Below are 17,437 nucleotides of genomic sequence, written 5' to 3' on the forward strand. Positions count from 1 at the left end.
GCAGTGACAGTAGCGACCTAGGAGTCAGCGGACTGTTCCGCCTTCTCCTCGGCCGGCTCCTTGCTCTTCGTGGGCAGCACGAACCGGTAGCCCACGTTGCGCACCGTGCCGATCAGCGTCTCGTGCTCGGGGCCGAGCTTGGCGCGCAGCCGGCGTACGTGCACGTCGACGGTGCGGGTGCCGCCGAAGTAGTCGTAGCCCCACACCTCCTGGAGCAGCTGCTGGCGCGAGAACACCCGGCCGGGGTGCTGGGCCAGGAACTTGAGCAGCTCGAACTCCTTGAACGTGAGGTCGAGCGCGCGGCCACCGAGCTTGGCGGTGTAGGTCGCGTCGTCGACGACCACCTCGCCGCTGCGGATCACGTGGGACTCGGGGTCGTCGGCGTCACGCTGGGCGGCCAGCCGACCGATCGAGAGCTTGATGCGGGCCTCGAGCTCGGCCGGACCGCAGGTGTGCAGCACCACGTCGTCCATGCCCCAGTCGGCGGCGACCACCGCGAGCCCGCCCTCGGTGACGATCAGCAGCACGGGCGCCTGGGAGCCGGTGGTGCGGATCAGTCGGCACAGGTCACGCGCGTGGGCGAGCTCCTGGCGGCCGTCGACCAGGATCAGGTCGGCGTCGGGGGCCTCGAGCAGCGCGGCGCCCTCGGCCGGCAGGATGCGGACCTGGTGACTGAGCAACGCCAGCCCCGGCAGCACCTCGGCCGATGGCTGGAGGGCGCTGGTCAGCAGGAGCAGTGTGCTCATGCCGAGCTCCTTCCTCCAGGTGATCGATGCACGCGGATAAGGAAGGATATCGGTCATGGCACCCGATTCCGCTCCTGCTTCACAGAGAGAGACGCAGATCATCGTCCGCTACTGGGCATCCGCCCGGGCCGCGGCGGGCGTGAACGAGGACGTTCTCGACGTGGATGAGCCGCTCACCCTGACCGAGATCCGGGCCCGGGCGCTGGCCCTGCACCCGGACGCGCCGACGCTCGAACGGGTCATCGGCGCCTGCTCGGTGCTGGTCGACGACGAGCCGGCCGGCCGGCGTGACCCCGACACGGTCCGGGTGCGTCCGGGGCAGTCGGTGGAGTTCCTGCCGCCCTTCGCGGGTGGCTGAGGCCGTGGAACATCTGGCGGTGTGCGGCCGTTGAGGACCGTGTGACCACCGGCCAGCTCGTCCTCCTGATCGTCGTCCCCCTCGCGCTCGCGTTCGGGGTGTGGCGGGCGTACGCCGACGGGCGGTTCCGCGGCACGCACAGGGTGCAGGGCGCGGCCGAGGTCGTCGAGGAGCGGGTCGAGAGCGTGCTCGACGGTGTCGACCTCGAGCACACACTGGGCGAGAAGGCCACGCTGCTGCAGTTCTCCAGCGCGTTCTGCGCCCCCTGCCGGGCCACCCGGCGGATCCTGGCCGACATCGCGGACGTCGTACCGGGGGTCGAGCACGTCGAGGTCGACGCCGAGCACCACCTGGACCTGGTCCGCCGGGTGGGCATCCTGCGCACGCCGACCACGCTGATCCTGGACTCGAACGGCCGCGAGGTCACTCGCGCAACCGGTGCGCCCCGCAAGGAGCAGGTGCTCGTGGCCCTGGCCAAGGTCTAGTCGACCCGTCGTGAGTTCGGATCGACCCGTCGTGAGTTCGCCGAATTCACGACGGGTCACCACGAACTGGCGACGGGTCACCACGAACTGGCGACGGGTCAGGCCTTCTGCACGAAGACCATCAGCGTGGAGGCCAGGCGCGGCGGGGTGAGCCGGTCGAGCAGCTGCGCGGCCCGCCAGGCGGGGACCGAGCTGCCCATGTAGGTCGGCTCGGAGCTGTGGCCGTAGACGACCAGCCGGTTCGGCTGCGGGAACAGTCGGGCGAGGTGGCGGCGGGTGTTCATGTGGTACTCCACCGGGAAGACGTCCTCTTCCTTGCGGCCGGGCTGCAGCCGCGAGAGCACCCGGGTGTGCAGGTGGTTGGGCACCGCCCGTGCACCGAGGCCGATCATGCCCCACTTGTTCGGCGTACGAGCCGCGAACCAGGCACCCGGCTTGAGCACCCGCAGCACCTCCGCGGCCACGCCCGGCGCGTCGGCCTCGCTGACGTGCTCGAGCACGTAGTCGGCCAGCACCAGGTCGAAGGTCTCGTCGGCGTAGGGGATCGGTGAACCCGCTGGCACGATCTGGGCGTCCTCGAGGGTGGGGTTGGAGATCACCGCCGTGTCGACGTCGACGCCCACCACCCGGCGGACCCGCTCGTGGAAGGAGCGCAGGGCCAGGTGGGTGGCTGGCATCGGATCGTGCGCCCACTGGCCGCGACCCGCGCCGAAGTCGAGTACGTCGGACTCGGGCGTGAGCAGGGCGTTGACCCGGGTGTAGAAGTCGACGAACCCGTCGCGGCGGGTGAAACCTCCGACGGCCGCCTCGGGATAGAGCCGCGACAACGTGTCACCGGGCCGGAACTCCTGCGCCGTGCCCTGCGTCGCCGTCCGCTGCCAACCGGTCATGCGTCGTACCCCAATCGCACGGCCAGACCCGGGGAGAGTGCGTCGACCGCTGCGTAGTGCTCGTCGGTGAACAGCTCACGATACGTCTTCCGGTCCACCCGGTAGTGGGACTCGGAGCCCTCCGAGCGCTGGGCGAGGTCCTTGACCTGCAGTGCCTCCCGGGACACGTCGTGCAGCACGGTCTCGAACTCGTCGGGGGAGAGGTCGATCTCGCAGTGCTCGAGGATGCCCGTCACGTTGCCGCGCGGGTCGGCGTTGATCTCCTCGAGCTTGAACGTGGCCACGTGCGGATCGTCGACGCCGGCCCAGGTGGCCATCTCCTGCAGCCTGGATCCGCCGAGGTGGATCAGCTCGAGCAGCCCCTCCCCGACCGGCTTGCTGCGCAGCTCCTCACGCCAGCCTTCGTAGCCCGCGACCGGTCGGTGGGTGCCGATCGCGGAGAAGTAGCCGGAGACGAACAGGTCGCGCGGGTCGCGGAACATGTAGATCAGGCGGTAGGGGTGGCGGTGTGTCATCGCGAGGTACTCGTCGTGGCTGAAATAGAGCCCCGGCACGAACGTCCCGGCGGGGAACGGTTTCGACGGCTTCAGCTGGTAGTCCAGCTGCGGCAGGGTGAACAGCCCCGTGTGCCGGCGTACGACCGGGTGGTCGAAGAGCGCCTTCATCCACTGGCTGCCGGCCTTCGGTGACCCGGCGGCGTAGATGTTCGCGATCGCCGGCACCTGGCCGGTGCGTTCGAGCCTCGCTCCGCGAGCCCGGGCGGCCAGGTGGACGGCGCGCTTGATGTTGTTGCGCGCGGGATCCCACTGCACGGCCCGGGTCGACCATTCCCGCGCACGCGCCTCGAGTGTGGACGGCGACAAGCGAAACCTCCGGTGGCAGTGCATGACGGTTCGGGGCGTGACCGCGCCGGTTCGGGCGCGTTGTAGGGGAAACGCCGCGGGGGTGGGTTCGGTTACGCTACCCGCGCGCATCGACCAGCGGTTCCAGCCAGAAGGGTCTTCTTGAGTCACAGCGAGCAGTCGGCGTCCCCGGTGGAGGCCACCGCGGGCGGCTCCGCCGGTCGTCGGCTCAGCGTGATCACCGTCGACCAGGTGGTCTCGGGGGCCTCGAACCTGCTGATCGCGGTGCTGGCCGCCCGTTTTCTCGGCGTCGAGTCGTTCGGGCTCTTCGGCATCATCTTCATGGTCTACGTGACCGCCCAGGGCCTGGCCCGGGCGATGGTCTGCGAGCCGGTGCTGGTGCACCCCGACGAGGCCAGGGACCACCCAGGCGAGGTGATCGGGTCGGCCTCCGTGGTCGGGTCGTTGATCGCGCTCGCTGTGCTGGCCAGTGCCCTGGTCGCCGCCCCGTTCGACACCGACCTGCGCAACGGGCTGCTGGTGCTCGCGCTCAGCCTGCCCCTCCTGGTGCTGCACGACCTCGGCCGCTACCTCGGGTTCGCGACCCACGAGCCGACCCGCTCCCTGGCCCTCGACCTGGTCTGGCTGTTCCTGCTCGTCGCCGCGATCGTGGTGCTCTTCGTCGCCGACCTGCAGACGCTGACCTGGTTCATGGTGGCCTGGGCCGGCACCGGTGCGGTGGCCGCCCTGTTGGTGTTCTGGCAGCACCGCGCGCATCGCATCACGCTGAACCTCTCGTGGCTACGTGCCAAGTGGAGCTTCTCCTGGCGCTACCTGCTCTCCTTCGTCGCGACGTACGGCGCCTCGCTGGCCACCACGGTCGCGATCGCCGCGGTCGCCGGCGCGCGAGCCCTGGGCGGCGTACGCGGTGCGCTGTTGCTGGTGCGTCCGTTCATGACCTTCCAGACCGCGTCGGTGGCCGCCGGCATCGCCGAGATCGCCCACCTCGACGCGGGCCGGGCGGTGCTGCGCCGCCACGCCCGCCGTACGACGGTCCTCACGGTGCTGGTGGCCGTGATCAACCTGCTGGTCCTGCTCTTCCTGCCCACCTGGCTGGGCCGCGCGGTGCTCGGCGAGACGTGGGAGGTGACCGAGCCGCTGATGCTGCCGGCCGGACTGCAGATCGTGTTCCTGGCCCTGGTGACCGGTCCGCGATCGGGTCTGCTCGGCGTCCGCGCGATCCAGAAGACGGTGGTGATCGACGTGGTCAGCACGGTGATCGCGCTGGTGCTGACCGTGACCGGCGCGGCGATCGACGGCGCGGTGGGTGCGTTCTGGGGCGTCGCGATCGGCCAGGCCGTGATCGCCGCGATCTGGTGGGCGGTCTTCTGGCGTCACGGCGGGTCGCCTCGCGGCGGCCGCCATGCGCGACGCGCCCGTGACCTCACCCCGGCTGCGTTCGTTGGCAACGCAGACGACCACCTGTGAAGGGGCTCCATCCGTGTTGAACTTCCTCCGCTTCGTGAAATACGCCCTGCTGCGAGGGCGCGACGCCGTGATCGGCAAGAACATCGCCAACCTCAACCGGCTCGTCAAGGCCGGCCGGGTGACGGTCGGCGAGCACACCTACGGCGGGCCGCCGATGATCAAGACGTTCACCCACGACAACACGAGGCTGACCATCGGGAAATACAGCTCGATCTCCGGTGACGCGCTGATCCTGCTCGGTGGCAAGCACGCGACGGACGCCCTGACGACGTACCCCCACCGCATCCTGTGGAAGATGGACGGCGCCGGCGAGGACGGCTTCCCGATGAAGTCGAAGGACTCGTTCATCGGCTCCGACGTGTGGCTGTGCGACAACGCGATCGTGCTGACCGGCATCCGCATCGGCCACGGCGCGATCATCGGCGCCGGCGCCGTGGTCACCAAGGACGTGCCCGACTACGCGATCGTCGGCGGCAACCCGGCGAAGGTGATCTCCTACCGGTTCCCCGAGGAGCAGCGCAAGGCACTGCTCGACATCGCCTGGTGGGACTGGCCGGACGAGGACGTCCGCGACGCGGTCCCGCTGATCGCCGGCAAGGACGTCGACGCCCTCATCGCCTACGCCGCCGAGCGCGACAAGCGCCTCGGACGAGGCTGACTCCCGGACGAGAGCCCGGACGACCTACGACAAGGCCGTGGATCGCAGTCACCAGGTGACTGCGATCCACGGCCTTGTGCGTTTTCGAGACTGGTCAGCTCTTGCGCCAGTAGGCACCGAAGTCGTCGATCGGGATGATCTCGGCGGTGATGCCGTGCTTGGCGCGGTAGTCGTGCACCGCCTGCCCGGCCTGGGACGCGTGGCTGCCGAAGTCGTCGATGATGCAGAAGCCGCCGGGGGCGAGCCTGGGGTAGAGCGGCTCGAGCGCCTGGATGGTCGACTCATACATGTCGCCGTCGAGTCGCATCAGCGAGAGCTGCTCGATCGGGGCGGTCGGGAGCGTGTCCTTGAACCAGCCGACGAGGAACTCGACCTGGTCGTCGAGCAGGCCGTACCGGCGGAAGTTGTGCTCGACGATCTTGGTGCCGACAGCGAGACCGCTCCACTTGTAGTGGGTGTCGCCCGCGTCCGCGGCGTACCGCTCGGCGTCCGGCTCGGGCAGGCCCTGGAACGAGTCGGCCACCCAGACCTTGCGCTCGGTGTCGCCCCACGCCTTGAGGTTCGCGCGCATGAAGATCGTCGCGCCGCCGCGCCAGACCCCGGTCTCGATCAGGTCGCCGGGGACGTCCTCGGCCTCGATCGTGGCGATCGCCTCCTGGATGTTGTCCATCCGCCGCAGCCCGATCATCGACTCCGAGCGCGAGGGCCAGTCCTGCCCGACCTCGCGCAGCTCGGCGGAGTAGGGACGCTTGTAGGCGATCTCCAGGTTGAACTTGTTCGCGAGCCGCCCGGCCGCGTGCGCGCCACGCTTGAGCGCCTGGGTGGCCGTCGCCCGGTTCAGGCCGGGCTCGCCGAGGGTTCCTGTGCCGACGCTGCGTGCGCCGCCGAGAATCGTGTCGTTGTCCTCGGCCAGGGCGCCGGTGAGGCTGCGCTTGACCAGGTCGAGGTAGAGCTCGCGGAGAGTCGCTTCAGAGGTGGTCACGCGCTGGAACATAGCACTGCCACGTGGGCCGGATCACCGTGTCGAACACCCCACGGATCGGCCGTATCCCAGGGCCTTCTCGGTCGTTGAACCTGCCGACCGTCACTCTTCTGCGAAGGCCACGATGTCGGACCTGACGTACTGCACGATCCTCGCCACCAACTACCTGCCCAAGGCGTTGGCGCTGGCCGAGAGCCTGGCCGAGCACCACCCGGACGCCGAGCTGGTGGTGCTGCTGGTCGACTGCGCCAATGACTCCGACCTGCCCTCGATCGACCACGCCGAGCTGCCCGGCGTACGCCTGGTCTCGACCGCGTTCCTCGGTCTGCCGCAGTCCGAAATCGACCACCTGGCGATGATCTACGACCTCGTCGAGTTCGCCACCGCGATCAAGCCGCTGGCCTTCAAGCGGGTGCTCGAGACCGCCGAGCAGGTCGCCTACCTCGACCCCGACACCTACGTCACCGCGCCGATGGAGGAGCTCTCGAAGGAGCTCGACGCCAGCGACGGCGGCATCCTGCTGACCCCGCACTTCCTGGAGCCGTTGCCCGAGGACGCCCCCGTCGCGCAGGGGCACCTGCTCACCGTCGGCGTCTACAACCTCGGCTTCGGGGCGTGGGACCGCCGCGCGCTGGACTTCCTCGACTGGTGGTGGGCGCGCCTGAAGGAGGAGTGCCTCTTCGACTACCTCTCCGGCCTGTTCGTCGACCAGAAGTGGATGGACATCGGCAGCGTGCTCTTCCAGGCACGCAGCCTGCGCCACTACGGCTACAACGTGTCGGTGGTGAACCTGCACGAGCGCCCGATCGGCTCCGACGACCAGGGCCTGGTCATGCTGACCACGGGTGAGCGGCTGCGGCTGTTCCACTTCCACGCCTTCGACGCCGACAACCCGACCGAGCTGTCCACCCGCCAGATCGGGTCGACCTCCGAGCTGCGCAGCTCGAGCGCCGATCTCGACGCACTGTGCCGTGAGTACGCCGACCGCGTGCTGCGGCACCGTGCCGCGTTGGGTGAGGCGCCGGCCTACCCCTACTGGACCGACTCCTCGGGCAAGCGGATCTCGCGTCAGCTGCGCCGGGCCTACCGGCTCTCCGGCCACGACCTGCCGTCGGCGTTCGACCCGTGCCAGGCCGCGGAGTTCGCCGCGTGGCGCCGTGCGTCGTGGAAGAAGAAGAGTCGTGAGCTCGTGGGCGATGCCGCCAAGAGTGTCCGGCTGGCGCTGCCGGAGGAGTACGGCCGGCTGCGTGACCGCTTCCCGAAGCTGGCCAGCTCGATGAAGTCCAAGGTCGTCGGCAAGTCCGGCATCTGGGGCTGACCCCACGCGGAGTGCACGATCCATGTCCTGTCCGGCGCAGATCACGACCGAAATCGTGCGCTCGACGCGAGCTTCAGTGCGATGACAACGCGGCGCGGGTCTGCTGGACGGTACGCCGCCAGGTGAACTCGGCGGCGTGTGCGCGGGCGTCGTCGAGGTGCGCGGCGTCGTAGAGACCCGCGCGCACGACCGCGTTGGCCAGTGCCGGCGCGGAGAACGAGGTCATCACCGAGGCATGGCCACCGGCGACCTCGAGGCTGGCCGGCTCGGGCCCGATCACCACCGGGACGCCGAGCAGCATGCCCTCGACGATCGGCAGCCCGAACCCCTCGAAGTCAGAGGGGAACACGATCATCGACGCGCTCGCCATCGTCGCCCGGAACTCCGGCTCGGGCAGGTACGGCGCCAGCGTGACCAGGTCAGCCAGCCCCAGTTCGGCGACCCGGGCGGCGAGCACCGTGCGCTGGCTGCCGGTGCCGAGCACGGTCAACGGCGGCATGCTCATGCCGCGCCGGCGCCCGTCGGCCCACGCGTCGAGCACCAGGTCGGGGTTCTTGTTGGTGTGGTGGGCGAAGGTGATCGCCGTGCCGGTCTGCTCACCGCGCGGCCACGACAGCACGTGATCGGCCCCGTGGTGCACGACGGCTGCGGGCGTCGTACCAAGGCGTGGGTGCAGGCGGTGCAGGTCGTCGAGGCTGCGTTGCGAGACCGAGACGATCACGTCGGCGAGGGCATACGCGCGGTCGTAGGCGACCTTGCGCAGCAGCCGGCGCGGGCGGGAGAACTGCTCGGGGCGCAGCTCGTGGCGCAGGTCGTGGATGACCACGCCGAGGGGTACGCCGACGCGCACCAGGCTGGTCGACGGCATGGTGGCCAGCACGGCATCCGCGTCGAAGTCGGCGACCAGCCTGCGGGTCAGCACCGACTGCTTGAACGGGCGCCCCACGGGCCCCGGCCGAGGGATCCGCACCTCGTGGCGGCTGTGCCGACCGGTGTCGAGGTCGGAGCCCTCGCGCACCATCACCAGCAGGTGGTCGCCCAGCTCATCGGCCTGCGCCTCCCACGCGGCGAGCAGGTTCTCGACATACGTCCGGATGCCGCCGAAGTCGGCGGCGAGCGCGTCCACCAGAACCCTCATGCGTTGCGCCCGCTCATGGCCCGAAGACTACTCACTGCAATCAGTTTCAGGCTTCCTACCCACCGACAAGTTGGAGTGTGCAATGGTTGTCGGCGTGAATCATGGGGGAGAGGTCGTTCGTGCCCAGGATGCAGCGCATGCCGAGGGCCATGACTACGTCAAGGGGTCGCCGCACCTGCGGCACCGCAAGCTCCGCGAGGACATCGAACGACGCCTGACCGCGCTGGTGCGGGACTCGATCGCACGCACCGGCGCCTGCCGGGTGCTCGAGATCGGCGCCGGTCACGGCACCTTCACCGACGTGCTCGTCGCCGCCGGTGCCCGGGTGACCGTCACCGAGGCCAGTGAGGCCAGCGCCGAGCACCTGCGTGCGACGTACGCCGGCGACGACCGGGTCAGCGTCTTCCACGACGAGACCGGCGAGTTCGTGCTCGACCAGGAGGAGACCTGGGACCTGGCGGTGATGATCAGCGTCATCCACCACATCCCCGACTACGTCGCGTTCCTCGACCGGCTGCAGGGCCTGATCGCCCCGGGCGGCGCGATGTTCTCGGTGCAGGACCCACTGTTCTATCCGCGTCGTTCGCGCGCCGCGCACGTCGCCTCCCGTGGCAGCTACTTCGCGTGGCGGCTCGGTCAGGGCAACTACGCCCGCGGCGTGGCCACCCGGATCCGCCGCCTCCGCGGGGTGTACGACGAACGCGCCGAGTCCGATCTCGTGGAGTACCACGTGGTGCGTCAGGGCGTCGACGAGGAGGCCATCCGCACGCTCCTCATGGAGCAGTTCGACGTCGAGGTGTTCACCTACTGGTCGACGCAGGGCCCGGTGTGGCAGCGCCTGCTGGAGAAGACCTCGTTGCGCTCCGACTTCGGGATCCAGGCCACCAACCACCGCCCCTGAGTCGACCCGTCGTGAGTTCGGCGTGACCCGTCGTGAGTTCGGGCTGACCCGTCGTGAGTTCGGGCTGACCCGTCGTGAGTTCGGGCTGACCCGTCGTGAGTTCGGCGGCGGCCCGGATCAGGCCGTTCAGGCCGGATCGAGGTAGGCCTCGGAGTCGGCCACACCGGTGCGCAGCCTGGCCAGGTCGGCGCGCACCATCTGCTCGATCGTCTCGCGCAGGGTGATCCTGGGACGCCATCCGAGGTCGGCCGCAGCACGCGAGGGGTCGCCGTACACCCCGCCGAAGTCGTTGCGCCGCGCCTTCTCGCCCGATGCCCGCACGCCCGGTTCCCCGCTGACCCGTCGTGAATTCGGATCGACCCGTCGTGAGTTCTGTGGATCGTCCCGAACTGGCGACGGGTCACCCCGAACTGGCGACGGGTCGGCGTGCGCGGCGGCGAGCGCCCACTCGGCGACGTCGGCGAGCCGGTGCACCCGGCCGGTGGCGATCACCCAGTCACCCGACGCAGCGGCGGCGGCAGCCAGCGCGAACGCCCGTACGAAGTCGGCTGCCGAGCCCCAGTCGCGGGTCACCGACGGGTCGCGCAGCTCGAGGGCCTCCCGCCGACCGCTTGCGACCTCGACCGCCTGGCGGGTGATCGTGGGCAGCACGAACTTCGCGTCGTGCAGGGGGCTGGTGTGGCCGAAGAGCACCAGGTTGGTGGCCCGCGCGCCGGCTGCACGGGCCCCGGCGACGGCGACGTGCGCGCGGGCCTTCGCCTCGGCGTACGGGCTGACCGGGTTGAGCGGGGTGTCCGAGTCGACTGCTCCCGAGGCGACCGGGCCGAAGATCTCCGACGACGAGGCCTGCACGAACCCGACCCCGGCCGAGCCGATCACCGACAGCATCCCGAGCACCGCCTCGTGGTTGACCTCATCGGTCAGCGCAGGGGCGTCCCAGGAGGCGCCGACCGAGGACAGTGCCGCAAGATTGTGGACGACGTCCGGCCGGTGCCGTTGCACCAGGGTCGCGAACGCCGATGTCGAGCGCACGTCGAGCTCCTCGAGCGCGACACCGGAGAGATGGACCACCAGCCGTGGGTCGGACGTCGTGGTGACGGTTCCGACCACGCGGTCTCCGGAAGCGAGCAGGTGCCGGGCCAGCAGGATGCCGTCCTGCCCGCCGACGCCGGTGATCAGGTGGGTCCGGCTCATCGTTCGATCAGCCGCGCCATCTTCTCCAGATCGGCGTCGACCATCAGCGCGGCCAGCTCCGACGGCATCGTCTGCGCCTTCCAGCCGAGCAGGGACTCCGCCTTGGACGCGTCGCCGATCAGCGCGTCGACCTCGGTCGGCCGCTCGTAGCGGGAGTCGTGGCTGACGTGCTCCTCCCAGTCGAGCCCGACGTGCGTGAACGCGGCCGCGCAGAACTCCCGTACCGAGGTGCCGACCCCGGTCGCGAGCACGTAGTCGTCGGGCTCGTCGCGCTGCAGCATGCGCCACATGCCCTCGACGTACTCGGGCGCATAGCCCCAGTCGCGGATCGCGTCGAGGTTGCCGAGCTCGAGCCGCTCCTGGACGCCGAGCTTGATCGCGGCCACACCGAGCGTGATCTTGCGGGTCACGAACGACTCACCGCGCCGCGGCGACTCGTGGTTGAACAGGATCCCGGACACCGCGAACAGGTCGTAGGCCTCGCGGTAGTTGACCGTCACCCAGTGCGAGTAGAGCTTCGCCGCGCCGTACGGCGACCGCGGGTAGAACGCTGACCGCTCACTCTGCGGGGGAGGGGTGGCGCCGAACATCTCCGAGGTGGAGGCCTGGTAGAACCGGCAGTCGATGCCGGCCGCGCGAATCGCCTCGAGCAACCGCAGGGTGCCGACCGCGTCGGTCGAGGCGGTGTACTCCGGCATCTCGAACGAGACCTTCACGTGGCTCTGTGCGCCCAGGTTGTAGACCTCGTGCGGCTCGATCTTGTGGATCAGGTTGACCAGGCTGACCCCGTCGGTGAGGTCGCCGTAGTGCAGCGTCAGGTGCGGGTTGTCGTGCAGGTGGTCGATGCGGCTGCGGTTCAGGGTCGACGCGCGACGCACCAGCCCGTGGACGTCGTACCCCTTCTCGAGCAGCAGCTCGGCAAGGTAGGAGCCGTCCTGGCCGGTGATCCCGGTGATGAACGCGCGCTTCACTCGGCGGCCTTGCGGGCATAGACGTCGAGCACGATCCGCGGGGCCAATCCCTTGTCCAGCAGGCGATCCACGCCCTTGGAGACCACCTCGCCCTTGCGTCCGCGCAGACCCAGCGAGGCCAGGTAGGGAGCCGCCTGGAGGGAGTAGCGCGCCTGCGGCTTGACCCGTACGTCGACGAAACCGGCCCGTTCGAGGGCCGCAGTCATGCTGCGTCGCGTGTGCAGGAGCCAGTGGTGTTGCGCGATGCGGCGGTCGACCCAGCGGCTGACCCGCCCGTCCGAGGCCCGGAACGCACCGAGCGCCATGGCGTCGAGCGTGCAGCGGTAGGGCGTCTGGAGGAACAGCACACCGCCGGGCTTGAGCAGGGCGTGGCACTCGTCGAGCAGCTGGTCGGGGTCGGGCACGTGGGCCAGCACGCACCACAGGGTGACCGCATCGTGCTCCGCCGGCAGGTCGAGCGTCGAGAGGTCACCCAGGTCGAGCTCGATGTCGAACGTGGAGCGGGCGATCTCGATGGCCGCCTCGAGCAGCTCGTTGCCGCCCACGTCGAACCCGCGGGACCGGGCGAAGTCGAGAAACCCGCCGTCGCCGGCCCCGATGTCGTAGATGAGCGGTGCGCCGACCGATGCTGGGATCAGCGATCGGAGCCGGTCGAGGGTCTCGGCCCACGCCGCGGTGGTGACCCCGTCCCGCTTGAGCTGGAACCACGCCTCTCGCTGCTCGACCGAGATCGTCTCGAGCCCGACGGTCTCGACGGGGGCGATCTCGTCGCGCTGTCGCCAGCCGACGAGCCCGCAGCTGCGGCACCGGAAGTTGAGTCGCCCCGTGCGGCGGGACTCGGGGTAGTCGTGCAACCCGCCCGAGTGACAGGCGGGGCAGGTCTGGACAGCCATCTGCAGAGGAGCCTTCCGGTTCGTGAACCCACGAAGCATAACCATCGGGTAACCAGGTCGTTGAAGTCTTTCGTGAGGCCCGGGGGCTCACTCATCCGTCGGTCGGTTTTGCTTGGAGGGCTTCGTGTCGAATTCTGTGGACGTGCTCGTCGCCGGTGGTGGCGGCTTCATCGGCGGGCACCTCGTGGCCGACCTGCTGCGCCAGGGAAAGACCGTGCGCTCGGTCGACGTCAAGCCGCAGTCCGAGTGGTACCAGGTGCACCCCGACGCCCAGAACGTCGTCGGTGACCTTTCGCTGCTCGACACCGCGATGACCAGCACCGCGGGCGCCGAGGAGGTCTACATGCTGGCCGCCGACATGGGCGGCATGGGCTTCATCGAGAACAACAAGGCGCTCTGCATGCTGACCGTGCTGACCAGCACCCACATGCTCCAGGCCGCGCGCGAGCACGACGTACAACGCTATTTCTACTCCTCCTCGGCCTGTGTCTACGCCGCGGACAAGCAGACCGACACCGCGATCACCGCCTTGAAGGAGGCTGACGCCTACCCGGCCATGCCGGAGGACGGCTACGGCTGGGAGAAGCTGTTCACCGAGCGGATGTGTCGCCACTTCGAGGAGGACTTCGACCTCACCACCCGGGTCGCGCGCTACCACAACGTCTACGGCCCCGACGGCACCTGGGACGGCGGCCGAGAGAAGGCGCCGGCCGCGGTCTGCCGCAAGATCGCGACCGCCGTGATCACCGGCGAGCACGAGATCGAGATCTGGGGCGACGGCGAGCAGACCCGCTCGTTCATGTACATCGACGACTGCCTCAAGGGCTCGCAGATGATCTTGGCCGGCGACTCCAACGAGCCGGTCAACCTCGGCTCCGACGAGCTGGTCTCGATCAACCAGCTGGTCGACATCGTCGAGGACATCGCCGGCATCAAGTGCCGCCGCGACTACAAGCTCGACGCGCCCCAGGGCGTCCGCGGACGCAACAGCGACAACACCCAGATCCAGGAGACCTACGGCTGGGCGCCGTCGATCTCGCTGGCCGACGGACTGGCCACCACCTACGCCTGGGTCTATGACCAGGTGAAGCGCTCGATCGGCTGATCCCCATGCGCGTCCTCGTGCACGACTACGCCGGGCACCCCTTCCAGGTCGAGCTCAGCCGTGAGCTGGCCGCGCGGGGCCATGACGTGACCCATTCGTGGTGCGACGCCTACTCCTCGGGCAAGGGCCACCTGCGCGCCGAGCCGGGCGAGTCCTTGCGGTTCCGCCCGATCGGTGCCGGCGAGAGGATCGAGAAGCTCGCCTTCGCGCGCCGTCTGCTCCAGGAGCTGAAGTACGGCGTCGAGCTGGCCCGCCTGGCGCGTGCCGAGCGCCCCGACGCGGTGTTGGTGGCCAACGCGCCGATCCCCACGCTGGTGGTGCTCTCGCTGTTCCTTCTCGTACGACGTACGCCGTGGGTGCTGTGGCACCAGGACGTGCAGGCAGTGGCGATCAAGTCGTTCGCCGGCAAGCAGCTCTCGCGGGCGTTCGCCCTGGTCGGCAAGGCGATCGAGGCCGGTGAGAAGTGGTGCTCGCGCCGCGCCGCGGCCGTGGTCGTGATCGCCGACTCGTTCCTCGACGTGCACCGTGCGTGGGGCACCGGTGACAAGACCACGGTGATCCCGAACTGGGCGCCGCTCGACGAGATCTACCCGGTGCCGCGCAAGAACGACTGGGCGGTCGAGAACGAGCTCGACGACGTGCGGACGATCGTCTACTCGGGCACCCTGGGTCTCAAGCACAACCCCGAGCTGTTGGTCGGCCTGGCCCGTGAGGTGATCGACGGCGGGCAGCCGGTGCGCCTGGTCGTGGTCAACGAGGGCCCCGCTGTCGACGTACTCCGTGAGGAGGCGGCGCGCCTCGACGTGCCCGTCACGCTGCTGCCGTTCCAGCCCTACGAGCGACTGCCCGAGGTGCTCGGCTCCGGCGACGTGCTGGTGGTGCTGCTCGAGCAGGACGCCGGCGCTTTCTCGGTGCCCTCGAAGACGCTGTCCTACTTGTGCGCGGGCCGGCCGGTGCTCGGCCTGATGCCCGCGGAGAATCTGGCCGCCGGCATGATCGCCTCCGTCGAGGGCTGCGTGCTGCCGCCGACCGCAGAGTCGCTTGGGGCCGCCGCCGAGTGGGTGCGCGGCGTCATCGTCGACGCCGAGCTGCGCGACCTGTTGGGGGAGAAGTCTCGTGACCTGGCCGAGGAGTCGTTCGCCCTGGCCGGGTGCGCGGACAAGTTCGAGGAGATCCTGCGCGTTGCTGCTCGCTGACCCCTCCCGCCCGCCCTCAGAGGTCCTGCAGCGCCGCCACCTCGTCGGCGATCTGCGCCTGCAGGCCCACCCGGTGGAAGAATCTCAGGCTCTCCGGCAGCGCCCGGACCGCCTCGGCCGGGTTGCCGCGATAGAGCGTCAGGTTGGCGGTCAACGGGGTGGTGACCACCGAGCCGGCGGAGATGATCGAGCGCTCCGGCACCCCCGCGCTGAGCAGGGTGCAGTTCGACATGACCACGCTGCGGGCGCCGAGCACGACCGGTTTGGACTCGAAACGGTCCTTCACCAGGTTCAGGTTGTGGGTCAGGATCGAGCAGCGGAAACCGGCCACGACCGCGTAGTCCTCGAGCTCGATGCGGTCGGAGCAGTCGAGCTCGTGGGCGACGGTGATCATCGCGTAGTCGCCGAGGACCAGGCTCGGGTCGCGGGTCGGCTTGGTGAACACCGTCGAGCTGAGCGGGATGCCGGCGATGCGGTTGCGGGTCGCGATGCTGGCGCCCTCCCCGAGTCGCAGCTCCGCGAGGTCGCGGATGACGTTGCCGGGGCCGATGCTGGAGCCGGGGCCGAGGGTCACCTTGTCGACCAGGATCAGGCTGCGGCCGACGTACGCCGTGGGGTGGATCTCCCACTTCAGCACGTGGCGGGCCAGCAGGTGCTTGAGCCGTTGCGGCAGCACGACCATGAGGACGACAAGGATGAGATGCACGGCGTGAGCATAACCATTTCCAGCCAAGGAGCACCCGCATGAGCACCCAACCCGCTGCCCACTACGACCGGGTGCACGAGGCGTGGACGCTGATCATGGGCGAGGAGTTCCACTACGGCTATTTCGCCGACCCGGCCACCCCGCTCGACGAGGCGACGGCCGCCCTGACCTCCGAGATGCTCGAGCTGGCCGGCATCGGCGAAGGCGACCGGGTGCTCGACATCGGCTGCGGTACCGGACGCCAGTCGTGTGACCTGGCCGAGCAGCTGGGCGCCCGCGTGCTGGGCATCACCACGTCGGCCAGTGGCGTCGCCGCGGCGTCCGCGCTGGCCCGCTCGCGCGGGGTCGAGGCCCGCTTCGAGCAGCGTGACGGGACGGCGAACGGGCTGCCCGACGGCGCGTTCGACGTGGTCTGGGCGCTGGAGTCCTCCCATCTGATGCGTGATCGTGCGGGGCTGCTCTCGGAGTCGGCGCGCGTGCTGGCACCCGAGGGCCGGCTCGTGCTGTGCGACATCATCCGCAAGCGCGAGATCCCGTTCTTGGAGGTGCGCGATCGCAGGGACGACTTTGCGGTGCTGCGGGCGGCCTTCGGCGACGCGCACATGGAGCCACTGTCGGTCTACGCCTCCCTTCTCGAGGAGTTGGGCATGACCGTAGTGGAGGCCACCGACATCTCGGTCCCGACACTGCCCACCTTCGCCGCCTGGCGCGCCAACGTCACCGCTCACTCCGCGACCCTGCTCGGGCTGCTCGGCGAGCAGGGCGTCGCCGACTTCGTGCGCTCCACCCACGTGCTCGAGGAGTTCTGGAGCGACGGAACCCTCGGCTATGGAATCCTCGCTGCGGTGAAGTCGCCGCTCTGACCCGTTCAACCCACCACTGACAAGGACCCGATCGTGACCTCTCCGGACCAGACCCTCGCCGTCATCACCACGTTCCTCGGCCGCGCCGACAAGTCTGCCGCGGACCTCTCCTCGGCCACTGGCCTCTACGGCGACGGCCTCGAGCTCGACTCCCTCGAGGCGGCGGAGCTCTCCGCCATGCTCGAGGACGAGTTCGGCACCGACCCCTTTTCCTCCGGCGACGAGCTCCCGCAGACCGTGGGCGACATCCTCGCGTTCTACGAGGTCCCCGCAACCGCATGATCCGACTCCTCGCGCGTGCCGCGGCCGCCGCGCCCGACCAGGTCGCGGTGGTCACGCCCGAGGGTTCGCCGACGTACGCCGAGCTGCTGCGTGATGCGCGTGCCCTGGCCGCCTTCTTCGCCGACCCGTCGCCAGTTCGGGGTGACCCGTCGCCAGTTCGGGCCGGTATGGACCGTTTCGCGATCGTCGAACCGGACGCCGCCTGGGTGATCCGACTGCTGGCCGGTGCCGCGCTGGCCGGCGTCGAGGCCTGTCAGTACCAACCTGACACCCCGGTCGGTGAGCTCCTGCCCCAGTTGGAATCTTTCGACCACACGGTCGTGCTGACCCGCCGTGACGATCTGCTGGCGCTCTCACCGGGCCACGCCTCGGCGGTCTTCATCGACCCGTCGCCAGTTCTGACCGACCCGTCGCCAGTTCG

The 17,437-nt window shown here is 69.6% G+C and carries 19 protein-coding genes and 1 pseudogene; 11 read left to right on the forward strand and 9 right to left on the reverse strand.

From position 1 onward, the window contains the following. Window positions 1-17 precede the first annotated feature (17 nt). Window positions 18-746: a response regulator transcription factor gene (locus NJ4_RS10270; RefSeq protein ID WP_067433995.1), complete on the reverse strand. Its 729-nt coding sequence runs from the start codon at window positions 744-746 to the stop codon at window positions 18-20. Window positions 747-801: 55 nt separating this feature from the next. On the opposite strand from NJ4_RS10270, the gene NJ4_RS10275 reads away from it, so the two are divergent. Further along, entirely contained in the window at window positions 802-1,104 is a 303-nt protein-coding gene (locus NJ4_RS10275; protein ID WP_067433998.1) for a MoaD/ThiS family protein, read from the forward strand. 41 nt (window positions 1,105-1,145) lie between these two features. After that, entirely contained in the window at window positions 1,146-1,589 is a 444-nt protein-coding gene (locus NJ4_RS10280) for a thioredoxin family protein (RefSeq protein WP_067434001.1), read from the forward strand. Between the two features lie 98 nt (window positions 1,590-1,687). Here NJ4_RS10280 and NJ4_RS10285 read toward each other — a convergent pair whose 3' ends face one another. Together NJ4_RS10285 and NJ4_RS25625 are read right to left on the reverse strand one after the other, a co-directional pair. After that, window positions 1,688-2,479 (reverse strand): class I SAM-dependent methyltransferase, encoded by a 792-nt coding sequence (locus NJ4_RS10285; protein WP_067434004.1) that lies wholly within the window; start codon window positions 2,477-2,479, stop codon window positions 1,688-1,690. Further along, a complete protein-coding gene (locus NJ4_RS25625) occupies window positions 2,476-3,342 on the reverse strand; it encodes a sulfotransferase domain-containing protein (protein ID WP_169799240.1) in 867 nt (288 codons plus the stop codon). The genes NJ4_RS10285 and NJ4_RS25625 overlap by 4 nt, the downstream gene beginning before the upstream one ends. 141 nt (window positions 3,343-3,483) lie before the next feature. Between NJ4_RS25625 and NJ4_RS25630 the strand changes: the two genes are divergently transcribed. Further along, window positions 3,484-4,809: an oligosaccharide flippase family protein gene (locus tag NJ4_RS25630; RefSeq protein ID WP_157551041.1), complete on the forward strand. Its 1,326-nt coding sequence runs from the start codon at window positions 3,484-3,486 to the stop codon at window positions 4,807-4,809. Window positions 4,810-4,822: 13 nt separating this feature from the next. Further along, complete coding sequence (locus NJ4_RS10300; protein WP_067434012.1) at window positions 4,823-5,467, forward strand: CatB-related O-acetyltransferase; 645 nt, start codon at window positions 4,823-4,825, stop codon at window positions 5,465-5,467. 94 nt (window positions 5,468-5,561) lie between these two features. Here NJ4_RS10300 and NJ4_RS10305 read toward each other — a convergent pair whose 3' ends face one another. Then, window positions 5,562-6,449: a TylF/MycF/NovP-related O-methyltransferase gene (locus tag NJ4_RS10305; RefSeq protein WP_067434066.1), complete on the reverse strand. Its 888-nt coding sequence runs from the start codon at window positions 6,447-6,449 to the stop codon at window positions 5,562-5,564. Window positions 6,450-6,573: 124 nt separating this feature from the next. Here NJ4_RS10305 and NJ4_RS10310 point away from each other — a divergent pair, with 124 nt between their 5' ends. Further along, window positions 6,574-7,767: a hypothetical protein gene (locus tag NJ4_RS10310; protein ID WP_067434014.1), complete on the forward strand. Its 1,194-nt coding sequence runs from the start codon at window positions 6,574-6,576 to the stop codon at window positions 7,765-7,767. A gap of 73 nt (window positions 7,768-7,840) precedes the next feature. On the opposite strand, the gene NJ4_RS10315 is transcribed toward NJ4_RS10310, so the two are convergent. Next, window positions 7,841-8,905: a glycosyltransferase gene (locus NJ4_RS10315; RefSeq protein ID WP_082748384.1), complete on the reverse strand. Its 1,065-nt coding sequence runs from the start codon at window positions 8,903-8,905 to the stop codon at window positions 7,841-7,843. Between the two features lie 94 nt (window positions 8,906-8,999). Here NJ4_RS10315 and NJ4_RS10320 point away from each other — a divergent pair, with 94 nt between their 5' ends. Next, window positions 9,000-9,806, forward strand: coding sequence for a class I SAM-dependent methyltransferase (locus NJ4_RS10320; RefSeq protein WP_217996821.1), 807 nt, complete (start codon window positions 9,000-9,002; stop codon window positions 9,804-9,806). A 126-nt stretch (window positions 9,807-9,932) separates the two neighbouring features. Here NJ4_RS10320 and NJ4_RS10325 read toward each other — a convergent pair whose 3' ends face one another. The 3 genes from NJ4_RS10325 to NJ4_RS10335 are packed head-to-tail and all read right to left on the reverse strand — an operon-like array spanning window position 9,933 to window position 12,864. Beyond that, complete coding sequence (locus NJ4_RS10325) at window positions 9,933-11,000, reverse strand: GDP-mannose 4,6-dehydratase (RefSeq protein ID WP_067434020.1); 1,068 nt, start codon at window positions 10,998-11,000, stop codon at window positions 9,933-9,935. Continuing rightward, complete coding sequence (gene gmd, locus NJ4_RS10330; protein ID WP_067434023.1) at window positions 10,997-11,971, reverse strand: GDP-mannose 4,6-dehydratase; 975 nt, start codon at window positions 11,969-11,971, stop codon at window positions 10,997-10,999. Before gmd ends, NJ4_RS10325 begins: the two co-directional genes overlap by 4 nt. After that, window positions 11,968-12,864 (reverse strand): class I SAM-dependent methyltransferase, encoded by an 897-nt coding sequence (locus tag NJ4_RS10335; protein WP_169799241.1) that lies wholly within the window; start codon window positions 12,862-12,864, stop codon window positions 11,968-11,970. Before NJ4_RS10335 ends, gmd begins: the two co-directional genes overlap by 4 nt. Window positions 12,865-12,988: 124 nt before the next feature. Here NJ4_RS10335 and NJ4_RS10340 point away from each other — a divergent pair, with 124 nt between their 5' ends. Next, complete coding sequence (locus tag NJ4_RS10340) at window positions 12,989-13,969, forward strand: NAD-dependent epimerase/dehydratase family protein (RefSeq protein WP_067434071.1); 981 nt, start codon at window positions 12,989-12,991, stop codon at window positions 13,967-13,969. A gap of 5 nt (window positions 13,970-13,974) precedes the next feature. Then, window positions 13,975-15,165, forward strand: a complete 1,191-nt coding sequence (locus tag NJ4_RS10345) for a glycosyltransferase family 4 protein (protein ID WP_067434029.1) — start codon at window positions 13,975-13,977, stop codon at window positions 15,163-15,165. Window positions 15,166-15,181: 16 nt separating this feature from the next. Here NJ4_RS10345 and NJ4_RS10350 read toward each other — a convergent pair whose 3' ends face one another. Then, complete coding sequence (locus NJ4_RS10350; RefSeq protein ID WP_067434032.1) at window positions 15,182-15,871, reverse strand: LbetaH domain-containing protein; 690 nt, start codon at window positions 15,869-15,871, stop codon at window positions 15,182-15,184. Between the two features lie 38 nt (window positions 15,872-15,909). Between NJ4_RS10350 and NJ4_RS10355 the strand changes: the two genes are divergently transcribed. The 3 genes and pseudogenes from NJ4_RS10355 to NJ4_RS10365 form a co-directional block, all read left to right on the forward strand. After that, entirely contained in the window at window positions 15,910-16,734 is an 825-nt protein-coding gene (locus NJ4_RS10355; protein ID WP_067434035.1) for an SAM-dependent methyltransferase, read from the forward strand. 33 nt (window positions 16,735-16,767) lie between these two features. Then, window positions 16,768-17,016, forward strand: coding sequence for a phosphopantetheine-binding protein (locus tag NJ4_RS10360; RefSeq protein ID WP_067434038.1), 249 nt, complete (start codon window positions 16,768-16,770; stop codon window positions 17,014-17,016). Further along, window positions 17,013-17,437, forward strand: a pseudogene (locus NJ4_RS10365) (hypothetical protein); the annotation flags it as partial. The gene NJ4_RS10360 and the pseudogene NJ4_RS10365, both read left to right, overlap by 4 nt.

The sequence above is a fragment of the Nocardioides jensenii JCM 1364 = NBRC 14755 genome (assembly GCF_001552535.1).
GTDB classification, from domain to species: domain Bacteria; phylum Actinomycetota; class Actinomycetes; order Propionibacteriales; family Nocardioidaceae; genus Nocardioides; species Nocardioides jensenii.